Source organism: Mycolicibacterium diernhoferi, from assembly GCF_019456655.1.
Taxonomy (GTDB): domain Bacteria; phylum Actinomycetota; class Actinomycetes; order Mycobacteriales; family Mycobacteriaceae; genus Mycobacterium; species Mycobacterium diernhoferi.
In genome coordinates this window covers 3,665,768-3,681,394 of record NZ_CP080332.1, presented here as the reverse complement: position 1 = coordinate 3,681,394, position 15,627 = coordinate 3,665,768, and the positions used below count along the sequence as shown (strand labels likewise).

Annotated in this window: 13 protein-coding genes; 8 read left to right on the top strand and 5 right to left on the bottom strand. The window is 66.7% G+C overall.

From position 1 onward, the window contains the following. Positions 1-20: 20 nt before the first annotated feature. The 3 genes from cydB to K0O62_RS17490 form a co-directional block, all read right to left on the bottom strand. On the bottom strand, positions 21-1,085 hold the full coding sequence (cydB, locus tag K0O62_RS17500) for a cytochrome d ubiquinol oxidase subunit II (RefSeq protein WP_073854226.1): 1,065 nt from the start codon (positions 1,083-1,085) through the stop codon (positions 21-23). A 10-nt stretch (positions 1,086-1,095) separates the two neighbouring features. Beyond that, a complete protein-coding gene (locus K0O62_RS17495) occupies positions 1,096-2,544 on the bottom strand; it encodes a cytochrome ubiquinol oxidase subunit I (protein ID WP_073854228.1) in 1,449 nt (482 codons plus the stop codon). Between the two features lie 101 nt (positions 2,545-2,645). Continuing rightward, complete coding sequence (locus K0O62_RS17490; RefSeq protein ID WP_079244308.1) at positions 2,646-3,275, bottom strand: HdeD family acid-resistance protein; 630 nt, start codon at positions 3,273-3,275, stop codon at positions 2,646-2,648. Positions 3,276-3,404: 129 nt separating this feature from the next. Here K0O62_RS17490 and K0O62_RS17485 point away from each other — a divergent pair, with 129 nt between their 5' ends. Genes K0O62_RS17485 through K0O62_RS17455 form a run of 7 tightly spaced genes read left to right on the top strand, consistent with a single transcriptional unit; the run spans position 3,405 to position 10,341 of the window. Next, positions 3,405-4,373 (top strand): ABC transporter substrate-binding protein, encoded by a 969-nt coding sequence (locus tag K0O62_RS17485; protein ID WP_079244309.1) that lies wholly within the window; start codon positions 3,405-3,407, stop codon positions 4,371-4,373. Positions 4,374-4,389: 16 nt separating this feature from the next. After that, positions 4,390-5,316, top strand: coding sequence for an amino acid ABC transporter permease (locus tag K0O62_RS17480; RefSeq protein WP_073854231.1), 927 nt, complete (start codon positions 4,390-4,392; stop codon positions 5,314-5,316). A 26-nt stretch (positions 5,317-5,342) separates the two neighbouring features. Next, a complete protein-coding gene (locus K0O62_RS17475) occupies positions 5,343-6,095 on the top strand; it encodes an amino acid ABC transporter ATP-binding protein (RefSeq protein ID WP_073854232.1) in 753 nt (250 codons plus the stop codon). Positions 6,096-6,099: 4 nt separating this feature from the next. After that, positions 6,100-7,239 (top strand): MacS family sensor histidine kinase, encoded by a 1,140-nt coding sequence (gene macS, locus K0O62_RS17470; protein ID WP_234799954.1) that lies wholly within the window; start codon positions 6,100-6,102, stop codon positions 7,237-7,239. Next, positions 7,206-7,889 (top strand): response regulator, encoded by a 684-nt coding sequence (locus tag K0O62_RS17465; protein ID WP_073854234.1) that lies wholly within the window; start codon positions 7,206-7,208, stop codon positions 7,887-7,889. The genes macS and K0O62_RS17465 overlap by 34 nt, the downstream gene beginning before the upstream one ends. Positions 7,890-7,949: 60 nt before the next feature. After that, complete coding sequence (locus K0O62_RS17460; RefSeq protein ID WP_073854437.1) at positions 7,950-9,815, top strand: DUF2339 domain-containing protein; 1,866 nt, start codon at positions 7,950-7,952, stop codon at positions 9,813-9,815. A 28-nt stretch (positions 9,816-9,843) separates the two neighbouring features. Next, complete coding sequence (locus K0O62_RS17455) at positions 9,844-10,341, top strand: Dps family protein (protein WP_073854236.1); 498 nt, start codon at positions 9,844-9,846, stop codon at positions 10,339-10,341. On the opposite strand, the gene K0O62_RS17450 is transcribed toward K0O62_RS17455, so the two are convergent. Next, positions 10,329-11,636, bottom strand: coding sequence for an adenylate/guanylate cyclase domain-containing protein (locus K0O62_RS17450; RefSeq protein WP_234799955.1), 1,308 nt, complete (start codon positions 11,634-11,636; stop codon positions 10,329-10,331). The genes K0O62_RS17455 and K0O62_RS17450 overlap by 13 nt on opposite strands. A gap of 617 nt (positions 11,637-12,253) precedes the next feature. On the opposite strand from K0O62_RS17450, the gene K0O62_RS17445 reads away from it, so the two are divergent. Then, positions 12,254-14,161 carry a cellulase family glycosylhydrolase gene (locus K0O62_RS17445; protein WP_165636939.1) on the top strand — a complete coding sequence of 636 codons (1,908 nt, stop codon included), beginning with the start codon at positions 12,254-12,256 and terminating at the stop codon, positions 14,159-14,161. 85 nt (positions 14,162-14,246) lie between these two features. Here K0O62_RS17445 and K0O62_RS17440 read toward each other — a convergent pair whose 3' ends face one another. Beyond that, positions 14,247-15,518 (bottom strand): PE-PPE domain-containing protein, encoded by a 1,272-nt coding sequence (locus K0O62_RS17440; RefSeq protein ID WP_165636940.1) that lies wholly within the window; start codon positions 15,516-15,518, stop codon positions 14,247-14,249. Between the last annotated feature and the right edge of the window lie 109 nt (positions 15,519-15,627).

The window sequence follows — 15,627 nt, the reverse complement described above, 5'->3', positions numbered from 1 at the left end:
GCCCGGCGATGAGTGCCAATTCACGGCAGGCGCGGTGACAGACCCGCGGGATCGGGTATCCGCTCGGCCGAGATGCGTTGCCGGAAGACCCAGTACGTCCAGCCTTGGTAGATCAGAACCAGGGGAGTGACCACCACGGCGGCCCATGTCATGACCTTGAGGGTGTACGGCGAGGACGACGCGTTCTCGATGGTGAGGCTCCAGGCCGGGTCGAGCGTGGACGGGATGAGATCGGGGTACAGGCAGCCGAACACCAGGGTCACCACCGCTATGACGACGGCGGTGGTGGATGCGAAGGCGAACCCGTCACCGGCGTCGGCGAGCACCAGCATGACCGCGGTCAACTGCGCCGCCACCGCGAAGCCCAGGACCAGCCAGGTCCAGCCGTTGCCGTGCGCCAACTGGGTCCACAGACCGAAGGCGGCGAGCACCACGGTCACCGGCACCGCCAGCCGGATCGCGTACCTGCGCGCATCGGCGCGCACGGAACCTTCGGTTTTCAGCGCCAGGTAGACCGCACCGTGCAGCAGGAACAGCCCACACGTGGCGAGCCCGCCCAGGATGGTGTACGGGTTGAGCACATCCCCGATGCCGAGCGCGATCTGGTGGTCGGCGTCGACGGGCAGACCGCGCAGCAACGCGGCGAACGTGACGCCCCAGAGCACCGCGGGCACCCAGGACCCGACCGCGATGGCGATGTCGGCCCGCCGCCGCCAGACCGGGTCGTCGACCTTGCCGCGCCATTCGATCGCGCAGACCCGCACGATCATGGCCACCAGGATGGCCAGCAGCGGGAGGTAGAGGCCGGAGAACATGGTGGCGTACATCCCGGGGAACGCCGCGAACATGGCACCACCGGCGGTGATCAGCCAGACCTCGTTGCCGTCCCACACCGGGCCGATGGTGTTGAGCGCGGCACGGCGGTGTTTCTCGGGGTCTCGTGGCGGCCCGCCGTCGGTGACCCGTGCGGCGCTGCGGCCGAAGAACCACATCAGCATGCCGACGCCGAAGTCGAAGCCCTCCAGCACCAGGAAGCCGACGAAGAGAACGGCCAGCGTGACGAACCAGAAGAGTTGAAGGTCCATGGCGCGCCTCCTAGTACGCGAACGAGAGCGGTTTGACGTCGTCCTCGTCGGGTGGCGTCGGGGGAATGGGTTCGGTGTCGTGCTCCTGCGGCCCTTCCACGACGTAGCGGCGCATCAGCCAGAACCAGATCACCGCGAGCGCCGCGTAGATCGCGGTGAAGATGATCAGCGACATCAGCACCATGCCCGTGGCATGGTTCGAGACCCCCTGGGAGACGGTGAGGCGCAGTATCGGATCACCGGTCGGGTTCGGCGCGACCACCCACGGTTGGCGGCCCATCTCGGTGAACACCCAGCCGGCGATGTTGGCCAAGAACGGTGTCGGCAGGGTCACCAGCGCGAACGTGGCGAACCAGCGCTGCCGGGGTATTCGGCCGCCGCGCGTGAGCCACAGTGCGGCCATGGCGAACAGCATCGGCACCGCCAGGAGCCCGATCATGGCCCGGAATGACCAGTAGGTGACGAACAGATTGGGCCGGTAGTCACCGGGGCCGAACTTCTGTTCGTACTCCGCTTGCAGATCCTGCACACCCTGTAGTTCGACACCGCTGACCTTGCCCTCGGCCAGCCACGGCAGCACATAGGGCACCTCGATGAGGTGGATGACGCTGTCGCAGTTGTTGTGCGTGCCGACCGTCAGCACGGAGAAGTTCGGATCAATTTCGGTGTGGCACAGCGATTCCGCCGAGGCCATCTTCATCGGCTGCTGTTGGAACATCAGCTTGCCCTGCACATCGCCGGTCCAGGCCAGCGCGCCCGCGGCGATGAAGGCGATGACGCACCCCATGATGGTGGCCGGCCGGTGCATGGTGCGGGCATCCGGGTTGTCCGGATCGCGCACCATCAACCAGGAGCAGATGCCCGCCACGAACGTTCCGGCCACCAGGAACGCGCCGGCCACCGCATGCGGGACCGCGGCCAGCGCAGTGTTGTTGGTGAAAAGTTCGGTGACGCTGTTCAGTTCGGCGCGCCCGGTCTCCGGGTTGAACCGCGCCCCGACGGGGTGCTGCATGAAGGAGTTCGCGGCGATGATGAAGTACGCCGAGGCGTTGACGGCGAATGCGACGATCCAGATACAGGCCAGGTGCACCAGTTTCGGCAGCCGGGTCCAGCCGAAGATCCACAATCCCAGGAAGGTCGATTCGAAGAAGAACGCGACCAGGCCCTCCATCGCCAGCGGGGCACCGAAGACATCGCCGACGAACCGGGAGTATTCGCTCCAGTTCATGCCGAACTGGAATTCCTGGACTATGCCGGTGGCGACGCCGAGGGCGAAGTTGATCAGGAACAGCTTGCCGAAGAAGCGGGTCAGCCGGTACCAGGCGGTGTTGTCGGTGACGACCCACAGTGTCTGGAACACCGCGATCAGCGGTGCCAGCCCGATCGTGAGCGGTACGAAGATGAAGTGATAGACGGTGGTGATTCCGAACTGCCACCGTGCGACATCCAGAGCGTCCATGTGCACCAGTTCCTGGGATGCGGGGGGTTGAGCTCATCGCTCAACTACGACGGAGTGTAGTAGTGCTCCTCTCCGCATCCCAGAAACGTGGTGGGAATTACTCAGCTCGTAGGGGCGGCCACCGGGGGAGCCGGCGGGTCGGCAGGGTTGGTCGGCTCGGTTGCTGCCAGGGCAGCGGAGCCCTTCTTGGCCGCGGACCGGATACCGAACGCGGTGATGATCTCCGAGACGCCGATGAAGATCAGGCAGAACCCGGCGACCAGGGTCAGGGTGCCGAGCGACTCGAACGGGGCGGCCAGCACGATGATGCCGGCGATCAGGCTGATCACGCCGACGATGATGGTCCACGCCCGTCCGGGCAGTGTCGGATCGCTGATCGCCGAGACCGCCGTGCTCACGCCGCGGAAGATGAAGCCCACGCCGATCCAGATGGCCAGCAGCAGCACCGCATCGGTTATCCGGATGAGCGCCAGGGCCCCGAGAACGACCGACGCGGCACCGCTGATGAACAGCAGCACCCGACCACCTTTGGCCACCTTCAGGCTGAAGGCGAGCACGATCTGGGCGATTCCGGTCACCAGGAGGTAGGCGCCGAAGAGGATCGCCGTCACCAGGATGGTCTTACCCGGCCACACCAGCACCGCGATTCCGAGTGCCACCGCCAACACGCCCGAGATCAGGGTGGATTTCCACAGCTGGGGCAATAGGCTCGGGGGAGCGAGAGTCGTCATGCGCGAAGTGTCCCACAGCGTCAAATGCCACTGGGCGATATCGACACACCGTAATCAGATGGTCGTTAATCTTCGATTACGACAGTGCGCGCTTGATCCAAGGTCACTATCGTCATCTCGGCTTGAAAGATGACGGGCGTGGTGCTGGATGACGCCCGATCCCACGAGAAAGAGGCAACCGTGTCAGCTGGATGTAAGAACCGCCGGAGCAGGAAGTGGCGCGTGGCAGTGGCGTTCGCGGCGAGCGGGGCCCTGCTCGCGGCGGGCTGCACGAGCAACACCGACAGCGCGGAGTCGACGACGAGCACCACCGCCGCATCGGCCGAGAAGGTCGAGGCCATCGCGAACACGGTCCCGGAGGCCATCAAGTCCTCCGGCAAGCTCATCGTGGGCGTCAACATTCCGTACGCCCCCAATGAGTTCAAGGACGAGACGGGCAAGATCGTCGGGTTCGACGTCGACCTGATGGACGCCGTCGCCGGGACACTCGGGCTGACCCCGGAGTACCGCGAATCCGACTTCGCCAAGATCATCCCGTCCATCCAGGGCGGCACGTTCAACGTCGGCATGTCGTCCTTCACCGACAGCAAGGAACGCGAGCAGCAGGTCGACTTCGTCACCTACTTCTCCGCGGGCACCCTGTGGGCCCAGCCGGCCGGCGGTGACATCGACCCCGAGAATGCCTGCGGTAAGCGGGTCGCGGTGCAGGCCACCACCGTGCAGGACACCGACGAGCTTCCCGCGCGCAGCAAGAAGTGCACCGAAGAGGGCAAGCCCGCCATCGAGATCATCCCGTTCGACAGCCAGGACGCCGCAACCAACGCAGTGGTGCTCGGCCAGGCCGACGCCATGTCCGCGGACTCCCCGGTGACGCTGTACGCGATCAAGCAGACCAACGGAAAGCTCGTGCAGGCCGGGGAGACCTTCGATTCCGCGCCTTACGGCTGGCCGGTCGAGAAGAATTCACCGCTGGCGCAGTCGCTGGTGCAGGCGCTGCAGCATCTGATCGAGACGGGCAAGTACAAGGAGATCGCCGCGAACTGGGGTCTCGAAGAGGGCATGATCGACAAGCCGGTGATCAACGGCGCGGTCTCGTAGCAAGACCTCACAACCGATGAGTGATGACGGCTCGCCGCCACAGTCCAGCCCACCACAGCCCATTGACGCGGTCCCGCTGCGCCATCCCTGGAGGTGGGTGGCGGCGACCGGCATCATCGTCGTGGTCGGCCTCTTCCTCTACGGGGCCGCCACCAACCCTGCCTACGGCTGGTCGACGTTCGCGCAGTACCTGTTCCACGAACGGATTCTGCTCGGCGTCCTCAACACCCTTCAGCTGACCGTGTATTCGATGGTCATCGGCGTCGTGCTCGGTGTGATCCTCACCGTGATGCGGCTGTCGGACAATTTCGTGCTCAGTTCGGTGGCATGGGTGTTCTTGTGGATCTTCCGCGGCACCCCCGTGTACGTGCAGCTGGTGTTCTGGGGACTGATGCCGACGATCTACCAGAAGATCCGGTTGGGTGTGCCGTTCGGCCCGTCGTTCTTCGAATTCGACCTGCAGAGCCTGTCGTTCCCGTTTGCGCTGGCGGTCATCGGTCTGGCGCTCAACGAGGCGGCCTATATGGCCGAAATCGTCCGCGCAGGCATCATGTCGGTGCCGGAGGGACAGCTGGAAGCGTCGACGGCTCTGGGCATGTCATGGGGTCTGGCGATGCGCCGCACGGTGTTGCCGCAGGCGATGCGGGTCATCATCCCGCCGACCGGCAACGAGCTGATCAGCCTGCTCAAGACGACCTCACTGGTGACCGCGGTGCCGTACGCATTGGATGTCTACGGCATCGCCACCCGCGAGATCGCCGCCCGCATCTTCGAGCCGGTGCCGTTGCTGCTGGTCGCAGCGGTGTGGTATCTGGCGATCACCAGTGTCCTGATGGTCGGCCAGTTCTATCTGGAGCGCTATTTCTCCCGGGGTGTGTCGCGCAAGTTGACCTCCAAGCAACTCGAGGCGCTGGCGAAGGCGCAGATTGGTACCTTGCCGTGACGAGACCCGAGCAGTCCGCGCACCCCATGGTGAGGGCCGAACTTGTCTGCAAGGACTTCGGGGCGCTCAAGGTGCTCAAGGGCATCACTCTGGAAGTCCAGAAGGGGCAGGTTCTGGTGCTTGTCGGGCCGTCGGGCTCGGGCAAGTCCACATTTCTGCGTTGCATCAACCATCTGGAGAATGTCAGCGCCGGTCGGCTCTATGTCGATGGCACGCTGGTCGGCTATCACGAGCGGGGCGGCAAGCTGTACGAGATGAAGCCCCGCGAGGTCGCCAGGCAGCGGCGCGACGTGGGGATGGTGTTCCAGCACTTCAATCTGTTCCCGCACCGGACCGCGCTGGACAACATCGTCGAAGCTCCGATCCATGTGAAGGGTGTCAAGAAGAACGCGGCCGTCGCCCGGGGCAAGGATCTGCTCGACCAGGTCGGCCTGGCGGACAAGGCCACTGCCTATCCGGCGCAACTGTCCGGTGGTCAGCAGCAGCGGGTCGCGATCGCCCGGGCGCTGGCCATGAACCCCAAGCTGATGTTGTTCGACGAGCCGACCTCCGCGCTGGACCCCGAACTCGTCGGCGAGGTGCTCGCCGTGATGAAAAAGCTTGCCTCAGAGGGGATGACGATGGTCGTTGTCACCCATGAGATGGGCTTCGCCCGGGAGGTCGCCGACGAGTTGGTGTTCATGGACGGTGGCGTGGTGGTCGAACGCGGTGATCCCACCCAGATCCTGAGCAACCCGCAGCACGAGCGGACGAAAGCCTTTCTGTCCAAGGTGATGTAGGGCGGTGCGTACGCAACAGCCGGTAGACCCGGTGGCTCCGCTGTGGCGGGCCGCGCAGGTCTTCCGGCTGCTCAGCTGGATCTACGCGCTGTACTTCCAGGTGTCCAAGAACGCCGAGCTCGATCACCCGGTGCTGGGCTGGGTGCTGTTCGGGGTGCTCACCGCGGGCACCGCGGCGTGCGGGCTCGCCTACCTGCAGGGGTTCGGCCGCCGGCGGGCCTGGGTGCTGGCCGAGGCGGTGCTGGTGATCGGTCTGATGGGCAGCACCGTGCTGGTGGCCTCACCGCAGTGGACACTGGCCAACCAGTCGTGGCCCACCACGCTGTGGGCGACCAATGCGGTGGTGTCGGCCGCGATCCTGGCCGGGCCGGTGGCCGGGATGGGCAGCGGGCTGGCGGTGATGGCGACCGCCGCCGCTCTCAAGGGCGCGATCGCCGTGGACCTGGTGCGCAGCCCGACCATCCTCATCGAGCTGAGCGTCGGCCTGGCCATCGGCATGGCCGCCAACACCGCGCGCCGGGCGCACGCCGACGTGGAACGGGCAGCCCGCCTCGGGGCGGTGCTGGCCGAGCGGGAACGGCTGTCCCGTCACGTACACGACGGCGTACTGCAGGTGCTGGCCATGGTCGCCCGAAGGGGTCGCGAGATCGGCGGTGAGACAGCCGAGTTGGCCGAAGCCGCCGGAGAGCAGGAGCGAGCGTTGCGCAGGCTGCTCAGCGCCGTGGAGATCGAGCCGGATGCGGCGGCCGCCGACAGCGATCTCGGAATGCTGCTGCGCCGGCACGCCACCGACCGGATATCGGTGAGCGTGCCCGCCGACGCGGTTCACCTCGAAGCCGGGGTGGCGTCCGAGGTGGAGGCCGCCACGATCAACGCGCTGACCAACGTCGAACGCCATGCCGGTGCCGGGGTGCGGGCCTACGTGCTGTTGGAGGATCTGGGTGACGAGGTGGTGGTGAGCATCCGCGATGACGGGCCCGGAATCCCGCCGGGCAGACTGGAAGAGGCGGTCGGCGAGGGGCGGGTGGGCGTGAGCAAATCGATTCGGGGGCGGATGGCCGCGCTCGGTGGCCGGGCCGAACTGACCACCTCGGTGGGCGGGGGTACCGAATGGGAGTTGACCGTGCCGCGGAGGACGAGGTGACCACCGTGATGGTGGTCGACGATCACCCGATCTGGCGCGATGCGGTCGCCCGGGATCTCACCGAGGCGGGTTTCGAGGTGGTGGCCACCGCGGACGGGGTGGCCACCGCACGCCGGCGGGCCGAGGTGGTGCAACCCGGCGTGGTCGTGATGGACATGCAGCTGTCCGACGGGACCGGAGCCCAGGCCACGCTGGAAGTGCTGGCGGTCTCCCCGTCCTCGCGGGTGTTGGTGCTCTCGGCCTCCGACGAGCGCGCCGACGTGCTCGAGGCGGTGAAGGCCGGCGCGAGCGGCTATCTCGTCAAGAGTGCCTCGAAAACCGAACTGAGCGAAGCGGTTCGGTCCACCGCCGCGGGCCGGGCGGTCTTCACTCCCGGGCTGGCCGGGCTGGTGTTGGGAGAGTACCGGCGGATCGCCCAGACCGGACCCGACGCCGCCTCCGGCGCCCCGGCCGTGCCGAGCCTGACCGATCGGGAGACCGAGATCCTGCGGTACGTCGCGAAGGGGTTGACCGCCAAGCAGATTGCGCAACGGCTGTCGTTGAGTCACCGCACCGTGGAAAACCACGTCCAGGCCACCTTCCGCAAGCTTCAGGTCGCCAACCGGGTGGAGGCGACCCGGTACGCGATCGAGCACGGACTTGATCAATAGGTAGGCAGTCGAGTAGTCCTACTCATGTCTTCGGGCATCCCGATACGCCACGATGAGCAGATGACCGAACCTCAGCAGGTGCTCGCGCGGCTGTCCGCGGAGTTCGTGACGCTGTCCCAGACGTTGGCCCGGGCGTCGGCCGAACTGACGCAACTGGCCGACTCCCTGCAGGCCACGCCACCGGTCCCCGGCCCGGCCGCGACGCAGCCGCCGGCCCAACCCGCCTGGACCGCAGCGCAGTATCAGCAGTACTACTCCCAGTACCCGCAAGCCCAGTACCCGTACGCGGGGTATCCCGCGCCGACCCCGCAGCAGCCGCCTCCGCTGGTTTCGACGCCGCAGCCGCCGGCGGCTGCGGCGCAGCACCCCGCACAGCCCCCACAGAACTGGATCGGCAAGGCGTTGGCCGCGGCGGGTGTCGCGGTGACGCTGATCGGTGTGGTCCTGCTGGTGGTGCTCGCCGCCCAGGCCGGCCTGCTCGCCCCACCCGTGCGGGTGGCCGCCGGTGCGGTGCTCGCCGGCGGACTCGTCGCGGTGGCGCTGCGGCTGTACGCCCGCCCCGGCGGCCGGGTCGGCGCCATCGCGTTGGCCGCCACCGGTATCGCCGCGGCGTATATAGATGTCATCGCGGTCACCACCGTCTATGAGTGGGTGCCCGCGGTGGCCGGGTTGGTGATCTCGGCGGTGATCGCCGGCGGTGGGCTCACGCTGGCCCGGCGGTGGGACTCCGAACACCTCGGCCTGTTGGTGCTGGTGCCGCTGACGGTCCTCGCGCCGGTGGTGACCGGCGACATCACGTTGCTGCTGGTGGGTTTCATGCTGGCACTGGCGGCGGTGACCCTGCCAGTGCAGTTGGGCCGGGACTGGACCGCGATGTTCGCCGCGCGGGTCGTCGCCGGCAGCGGGCCGGTACTGCTGGCCCTGCTCGGGGCGGCCTTCGGCTCGGAGTACCGCCCGTGGCTGGCGGCCGCGGCGGCGGTCGCCGCGCTGCTGGCCATCGGTTCGGCGCTCATCCTGCTGCCCGGCAGTGCTCACCGGACCGGTCTCGCGCTGCTCGCGGCGGCGGGTGCGCTGCCCGTGCTCGGGGTGTCCGCGGCCGTCGGGCGGGTGCCCGCCGCGCTGATCATCGCGGCCCTGGCGGCCGCCGTGCTGGCGGTCGTGCTGCTGGGGGCGCGGTGGCCCGGTGTCACCTCCGCTGTGCGGCAGGTGTGGTCGGCGCTGTCGGCGGTCGCCGCCCTGGTGGCCGTCGCGGTCGCCTTCGACGGCGAGGTGGCCGGCCCGGTGCTGTTGGCCCTGGCGGTGGTGGTGGCCGTTGCCGGACGGCACAGCGTCCCGGCGCAGTGGGCGGCGCTGGGTTTCGGTGCCGTCGGCGGCACCTACTATCTGGCGCTGGCATCCCCGCCGACACTGACATCGGCGACCGTCATGGCAACCACCGAAGCCGTTTCCGTGCTGGTGTCCAGCGTGCTGCTGACGCTGTACGCGCTGGCGCAGGCGTGGGCGCTGAGTCGTCGCGGTGACGCGGACACCGGTCGGCTGCTGATCGCCGCCGCGGCGGTGGTGATCGGCTACGCGGTGACGGTGTTCACCGTGACCGCGGGTGTCCTCATCGGCGGTACCGGCGGCGGTTTCCTGGCCGGACACATGGCGGCGACCATCTGCTGGATCGTGTTGGCGGCCGGGTTGTTCGGATACGCGGCGCGACTGGACCGGGCGGAGCGCTCGGTGCCCATCGGCGGTGGGATGGCCTTGGTGGCCGCGGCGGTGGCCAAACTGTTCCTCTTCGATCTGGGCACCCTCGACGGCATCTTCCGGGTGGCGGTCTTCATCGTGGTCGGGCTGGTGCTGTTGGGGATGGGCGCCGGCTACGCCCGGCTGCTGAGCCAGCAGGACCAGCAGCGAAAAGATCCGTCGTTTCTGGAATGATTCCAGAAAAGACGGGGTTGGACTGTGCATGACCACTTCACCGAGCACCCGACGCACCGATTCCGACATCCAGGGCTTCCAGGCATCGCCCGAACTGCGGGCCAGTCTGCAGCAGGTTCTGGTCGACCTGATCGAACTGCACCTGCAGGGCAAGCAGGCGCACTGGAACGTGGTGGGCAGCAACTTCCGCGACCTGCATCTGCAACTGGACGACCTGGTCGACTTCGCGCGCGACGGCAGTGACACGGTCGCCGAGCGGATGCGGGCGCTGCAGGCGCCCGCAGACGGTCGCACCGACACCGTGGCGGCCACCACCACACTGCCCGAGTTCCCGCCCTACGAGCGCAGCACCGCCGACGTCGTCGATCTGGTCAGTGCCCGCGTCTACGCGGCGGTGGACACCCTGCGGGCCGTCCACGATGGGGTGGACGCCGAAGATCCCACCAGCGCCGACATCCTGCACCAGCTGATCGAGGGGCTGGAGAAGCGGGCCTGGTTGATCAAGGCCGAGAACTACAAGGTGTGACCCGGTCCGGGTGAGACCCCGTCGCGTAGCGCGGCGGGGTCGGACACCCGCTCGCCGTTTCCGGGCGCGGGGCGGCGGCCGACGAGGTACCAGGTGTGCATGGCCCCCTTACCCTTCACCTCCACCTCGCCGCGCTCTTCGAACACATAGCTGGCGTTGATGCGGTCGTAGACGTCCTGGGGCACCTGAATGCGTCCCTCCACATCGGTGCTCTCCATCCGCGAGGCCACATTGACCGCATCGCCCCAGACGTCATAGAAGAACTTGCGCGAGCCGACCACTCCCGCCACCACCGGGCCGGCGGCGATGCCGATCCGCAGCGGCACTTCGCGGCCCTGCTGATCGCGCAGGCCGTCGACCGCGGCGGCCATGTCCAGGGCCAGGCACGCCAGGGACTCCAGGTGGTCGGGACGGGGCTGGGGGACGCCGCTGACCACCATGTACGAATCGCCGCTGGTCTTGATCTTCTCCAGGCCGTGCCGGTCGACGAGTGCATCGAAATCGGTGAACAACCGGTTGAGGAACAACACCAGCTCGGCAGGGTCGGTATCGCTGGCGCGCTTGGTGTATCCGGCGATGTCGGCGAACAGGATCGAGGCATCCTCGTACCCGTCCGCGATGATCGCGTCATCGCGGTCCTTGAGCCGGGTGGCGATGCTGTCCGGAAGGATGTTGGCCAGCAACGCTTCGGATTTCGCGAATTCGAGCCGCAGCGCATTCTCGGCGCGGTCGATCCGGCGCATCGCCGACCCGACCACGATGAGCATCATCAAGCTTGCTGCGGCCACCGTGACGGCGAAACTGACCTGCATCCGGGACTCCGAGAAGATCCCGGTATTGGGGACGACGAGCCACTCCAGGGCGATCGCGAGACCGGCTCCGGACGCGGCCAGCACCGATGCGATGGCGAGATGGTCGCCACCGATCACCAGAATGATCAGCGCCGCACCGACGAAGAAGTAGAACTGCAGTCCGGTGTCGGTGCCGAGCTGGCTGCACGCGTACGCGGTGAAGGCGTACGCCAGCGTCACGAACACCGTGGCGGCGACCAGTGGGCCGAAGCGGTACAGCAGCGGGATGGCGATGAAAACGGCCGCGGTCGCGAGATTGACCAGCCAGATATGGGTGGCCTGGGGGATGAGGATCATCTCGACGACGCCGTACGCCGCCACGATCGTGGCGGCGATCCGGGTGCTGATGGTCAGCGTCGCACGCCGTCTGCTCGCCGCGTCTTCGTAGTCCCGGCGACCTTCCGGAAGGTCGGGCAGGCACCCGCGAGGCCCCGTGACAGCCACCATCGGAGCGTACTCCCGCCCGGTTGACCGAAAATGCCCGATTTCGTCGATCCGCGCGGACGGCGGGCGATGTTTGTCCAGAAATTGACGGATGTGCGGTGTCCGCCAATCGGGGGACAGGGGCACAGATTAGCTAACGATGGCGTCAATATTCGCCAACCGGCGGCGGGTGACCCGGTGAGCGGTCGGCCCGGGGCGACAAACGGCCTCCGACCAGCAAACTGCTGTGAAACAGGTCACAGTCGCATCTCGGGCGAGCCTCGATCTTGTTTCGAAAAATCTTTGCCAGTTTCGCGCGCCGATGTCTCGATTTGATTACGACACCCCCTGACGCGACTTTGCTAGAAAAGGGTAATCCCGCGTAACAAAATGCGTCCAAACTGGACTTATTCGAAAGTTTCGCAATTTGCTGCTGCATGGGTTAATTTTTGCTCAGCGCGAGGTCAGGGTCCGAACTTGCGCATGTAAGAACGGGAGTCGCCATGTGGGATCAGATGCGTAAGCCGATTCGCCACGTTGCCGTGCGAGGGGTGATCGCTTTGATAGCTGCATCACTTTTCGCGGCTACGGCAAGCCAACAGGTCTTGCCGCTGACCAAACAGCGGTCATACAACGTGATGCAGGTCGCGCAAATCGATGAGGCGCCGTCGACCATCGGCATCTCTGATTCCGACATGTATTGGGCCGGGAGTCTCGCCGAGATCAACGAGCGGCTCGACCTGATGCAGTCACTGGGCGTCACGAACGTCCGCATCCTGGTGCCGTGGGCCGGCGTGCAGCCGCTGCACCCCGATACCCCGCTGGGCCTGGGTGCCCCCCGGTGGGATCAGCTAGACATGGTGGTGAACGCTATCTCGGCGCGTGGCATGGGCATCCTCGGCGTGCTGAACTCGACCCCCAACTGGGCCACCAACGGGCTGCCGCTCAACGGGCAGCCGTCCAACTTCAACCGCTTCGCGGACTTCGCCAAGTCGGTGGCACTGCGTTACGGCGACAAGATCTCCGCGTACGAGGTGTGGAACGAGCCCAACTCGGTGCAGTTCTGGAACACCCTCAATCCGACCGCGTACACCGAGATGCTGAAGGTCACCTACACCGCGTTGAAGCAGGCCGCAGCGCAGCTCGGTACCGACATCACCGTCATCGGCGGTGTCGTGGGCGCCGGGATGAGCATGGCCGGTTTGACCATGAACCCGGTGGACTTCGTCCGCAAGATGTACGAAGCAGGCGCCAACGGGTACTTCGACGCGCTGTCCTTCCACTCGTACAACATGACCTGGAAGTTCTCGCAGGCCCAGGGCAACGCCTGGCAGGATGCGCCGTTGACCCAGCTGCGACAGATCCGCGCGCTGATGGACTCCTTCCTGACCGAAGGGCAGCAGCAGCTCAAGATCTGGATGACCGAGTACGGTATGCCGACCAACGCGATGACCGAGGCCAGGCAGGCCGAGTTCATCAAGGACATGATCGAGACCTGGCAGACGATCGCCGGTGCCGGACCGGTGTTCCTCTACACCATCAAGGACTGGCTGAACGGGAACCCGAACAACAACGAGGCCCACTTCGGCATCTTCCGGCCGGACGGCACCATGAAGCCGGTCGGGCAGATCATCAAGGATCTGATCGAACTGCTGACCAACCCGAACCCGGACCCGGGCACCGGCCCCGGTCAGGGGCCGGGTGCGGGCGCCGGCGCCCCCAACCCCATCGCCGCCTTCCTGAAGGCGATCCAGAAGGCCGTCAGCGGAATGTTCAATGTGTTCCCGAATCTGGTGTCCGCGTTCAGTTCGGCCCTGAACAGCCTGTTCGGCGGGCTGTTCGGCAAGAAGACCACGCCCAAGACGACCGCGAGCGCTCGGATGGCCGGTGCCGGGGCCCTGGTGGGCGATGCACCGGAGTCGGTCACCGACGGACCCGCCGACAGCACCAAGGACGCCGGGGCCGAAATCGAAACCGTCACTGATGCAAAGGATTCCGTTGCAGATGTGAAGTCGGTGCAGCAGGTCCAGGAGAGCGCTGTCGAGGTCGTCACCGAGGAGCAGGTCGCCGAGGAGCTGCCGGTCGTCGAAGAGGTTCCCGCCGAGGAAGCTCCCGTCGACGAGGTCGCCGACGAGATCACCGAGGAGATCACCGACGAGGTCCCAGCCGACGAGGTGACGGAGTCCGAGGACGTCGTGTCCGAACCGGCCACCCAGCCCGAGGCGGATGTCACCGAGACCGAGAACGAGAAGGTCACCGACGAGTCCGAGGAAGCCGGCACCGTGGCGGAGAAGAAGGCCACCACGTCGGTCACCGGCAAGCGCGACTTCGCGGCCACCGACTCGAACGAGACCGCTTCGCCGGAGGTGCGGGAGACCGCGGGGCCCAGCCTGAAGGCACGCCAGGAGCTGAACACGCGCACCCCGCGGGGACTGCGCAAGGCGGTGCGGACCGACAGCGAAAGCAGCCAGGAGTCACGGACACCGGCTCGCCAGAGCTCCGGAGCCGCTTCGGGTTCCGGTTCGGATTCGGGCAGTGACGACTAGCACCTAATCGGGGGCGCGAGGCTCTGCCGCTGTGGGAACTCGGACATTCCCACAGCGGCAGCTTCGTGTCCGGGCCCCGGTGAGGTCAGACCGATGCCGGTCGGCCGCCGGTGTCGCTGCCCGGTGATTCGGACGTCGAATCCGATTCCGCGCCTGAGCTCGACGGGGTCGACGCACCGGCGGGCTCGGAGTCGTCCGGCGCGGACTTCTCGTCCTCCTCGCCGGTGGAAAGGTCGGCTTCGTCCTCGTCGTCGTCCACGGCTTCGATCGGGTCCTCGTTTTCTGAGGGCTCGTCGTCCTCGTCCGCAGACAGATCGACCTGCGTCTCGTCGGTGCGCACCGATTCCTGTTCGGGCTCAAGCGGGTTCGTCGACTCGGAGCCCGCACCCTGGGACTGTTCCTCGGCGGGCCAGGCGGTCACGGTGTCCTCACCCCGGTCGTCTGCGGTGTGAGCCTCGGGCTCTGCGGAATCCACATCCGGACTTTCGGTCTCCTGTGACAGCGACCCCTGGGGAACGAATCCGCTGCGGTCATAGTCCTGGTCGATGATCGCGCGCAGTCGGGCGTCGAGCGCCTCCACGTCCTCGAGCAGGTCCGTCTGGCCGGTGAGTCGCTGCCAGGCGCGGGCCGCGTCATAGAGCGACTGCAGCATCGGAAGCTGCTTCGTGGGAATCAGGACGTAGGTGGTGTTTCCCACCACCTTGATGAGGTTCTCCGGGTCGTCCATGTCGACGTCCGCGTAGAACGGGTGGACGACGAGGAACGCCACCAGGTTGTTCAGGATGGACAGTACGGACGGGTCGGTGCTCGGGCGATCGGCGAAGAAGTCGTACTCGCGGGTGACATTGACGGTCTCGTACTGGGTTTCGGGCGTCGCGCCCGGAAAGGTGATGCGGAAGAACGGCTCGTACTCGCCGGCGTTCTGTGCCGATGCGCCGGTGCCCGCGGTGGCGGGGTTACCGATCATCACGATGATCAGATCGTCGCGCGCCGGAGCCGTGCCGTGATCGGTCGCGAACTGCATGAGCAGCCGGGTGACCGACAGGCAGCCCTGACTCTCACAGGCGACGATCTTCCGGCCGGATATCGACTCGATGGCGTTGAGGAGTGCGGCGGCGCCCTGGAGGACCGAGTCCTCCATCGACATGCCGATGAACCCGAGCGAGGCGGGGTACTCCACGACCCTGGTGGCGGTCACCGGGTCGCCGAAGTTGTTGGTGACCGGCCATCGCTGCAGGCCCGTCACCGGGGTATTGGCCCAGGATCCGGTCGCACCGATCGATATCAGCGTGCTGGCATGCGCGGTGACCGGCGCCATCAGCGATATCGACAGGGTGGTGGCCGTCAGCGGCCCCATCCAGGTGTGTTGGGTCTTCGCGCGATGACGTCCCCGGCCGCGATAACCCGATCGCTTACGGGCATGGCCGGGACGGTGGTGGGCTCCCATGGCAGTGCTGTCTCCGTGT

Bases quoted from the DNA above. Each gene is read 5' to 3' on its own strand.
- cydB (WP_073854226.1), bottom strand. From the start codon at position 1,085: ATGGACCTTCAACTCTTCTGGTTCGTCACGCTGGCCGTTCTCTTCGTC.
- K0O62_RS17495 (WP_073854228.1), bottom strand. From the start codon at position 2,544: ATGGACGCTCTGGATGTCGCACGGTGGCAGTTCGGAATCACCACCGTC.
- K0O62_RS17490 (WP_079244308.1), bottom strand. From the start codon at position 3,275: ATGACGACTCTCGCTCCCCCGAGCCTATTGCCCCAGCTGTGGAAATCC.
- K0O62_RS17485 (WP_079244309.1), top strand. From the start codon at position 3,405: ATGACGGGCGTGGTGCTGGATGACGCCCGATCCCACGAGAAAGAGGCA.
- K0O62_RS17480 (WP_073854231.1), top strand. From the start codon at position 4,390: ATGAGTGATGACGGCTCGCCGCCACAGTCCAGCCCACCACAGCCCATT.
- K0O62_RS17475 (WP_073854232.1), top strand. From the start codon at position 5,343: ATGGTGAGGGCCGAACTTGTCTGCAAGGACTTCGGGGCGCTCAAGGTG.
- K0O62_RS17465 (WP_073854234.1), top strand. From the start codon at position 7,206: ATGGGAGTTGACCGTGCCGCGGAGGACGAGGTGACCACCGTGATGGTG.
- K0O62_RS17460 (WP_073854437.1), top strand. From the start codon at position 7,950: ATGACCGAACCTCAGCAGGTGCTCGCGCGGCTGTCCGCGGAGTTCGTG.
- K0O62_RS17455 (WP_073854236.1), top strand. From the start codon at position 9,844: ATGACCACTTCACCGAGCACCCGACGCACCGATTCCGACATCCAGGGC.
- K0O62_RS17445 (WP_165636939.1), top strand. From the start codon at position 12,254: ATGCAGGTCGCGCAAATCGATGAGGCGCCGTCGACCATCGGCATCTCT.
- K0O62_RS17440 (WP_165636940.1), bottom strand. From the start codon at position 15,518: ATGGGGCCGCTGACGGCCACCACCCTGTCGATATCGCTGATGGCGCCG.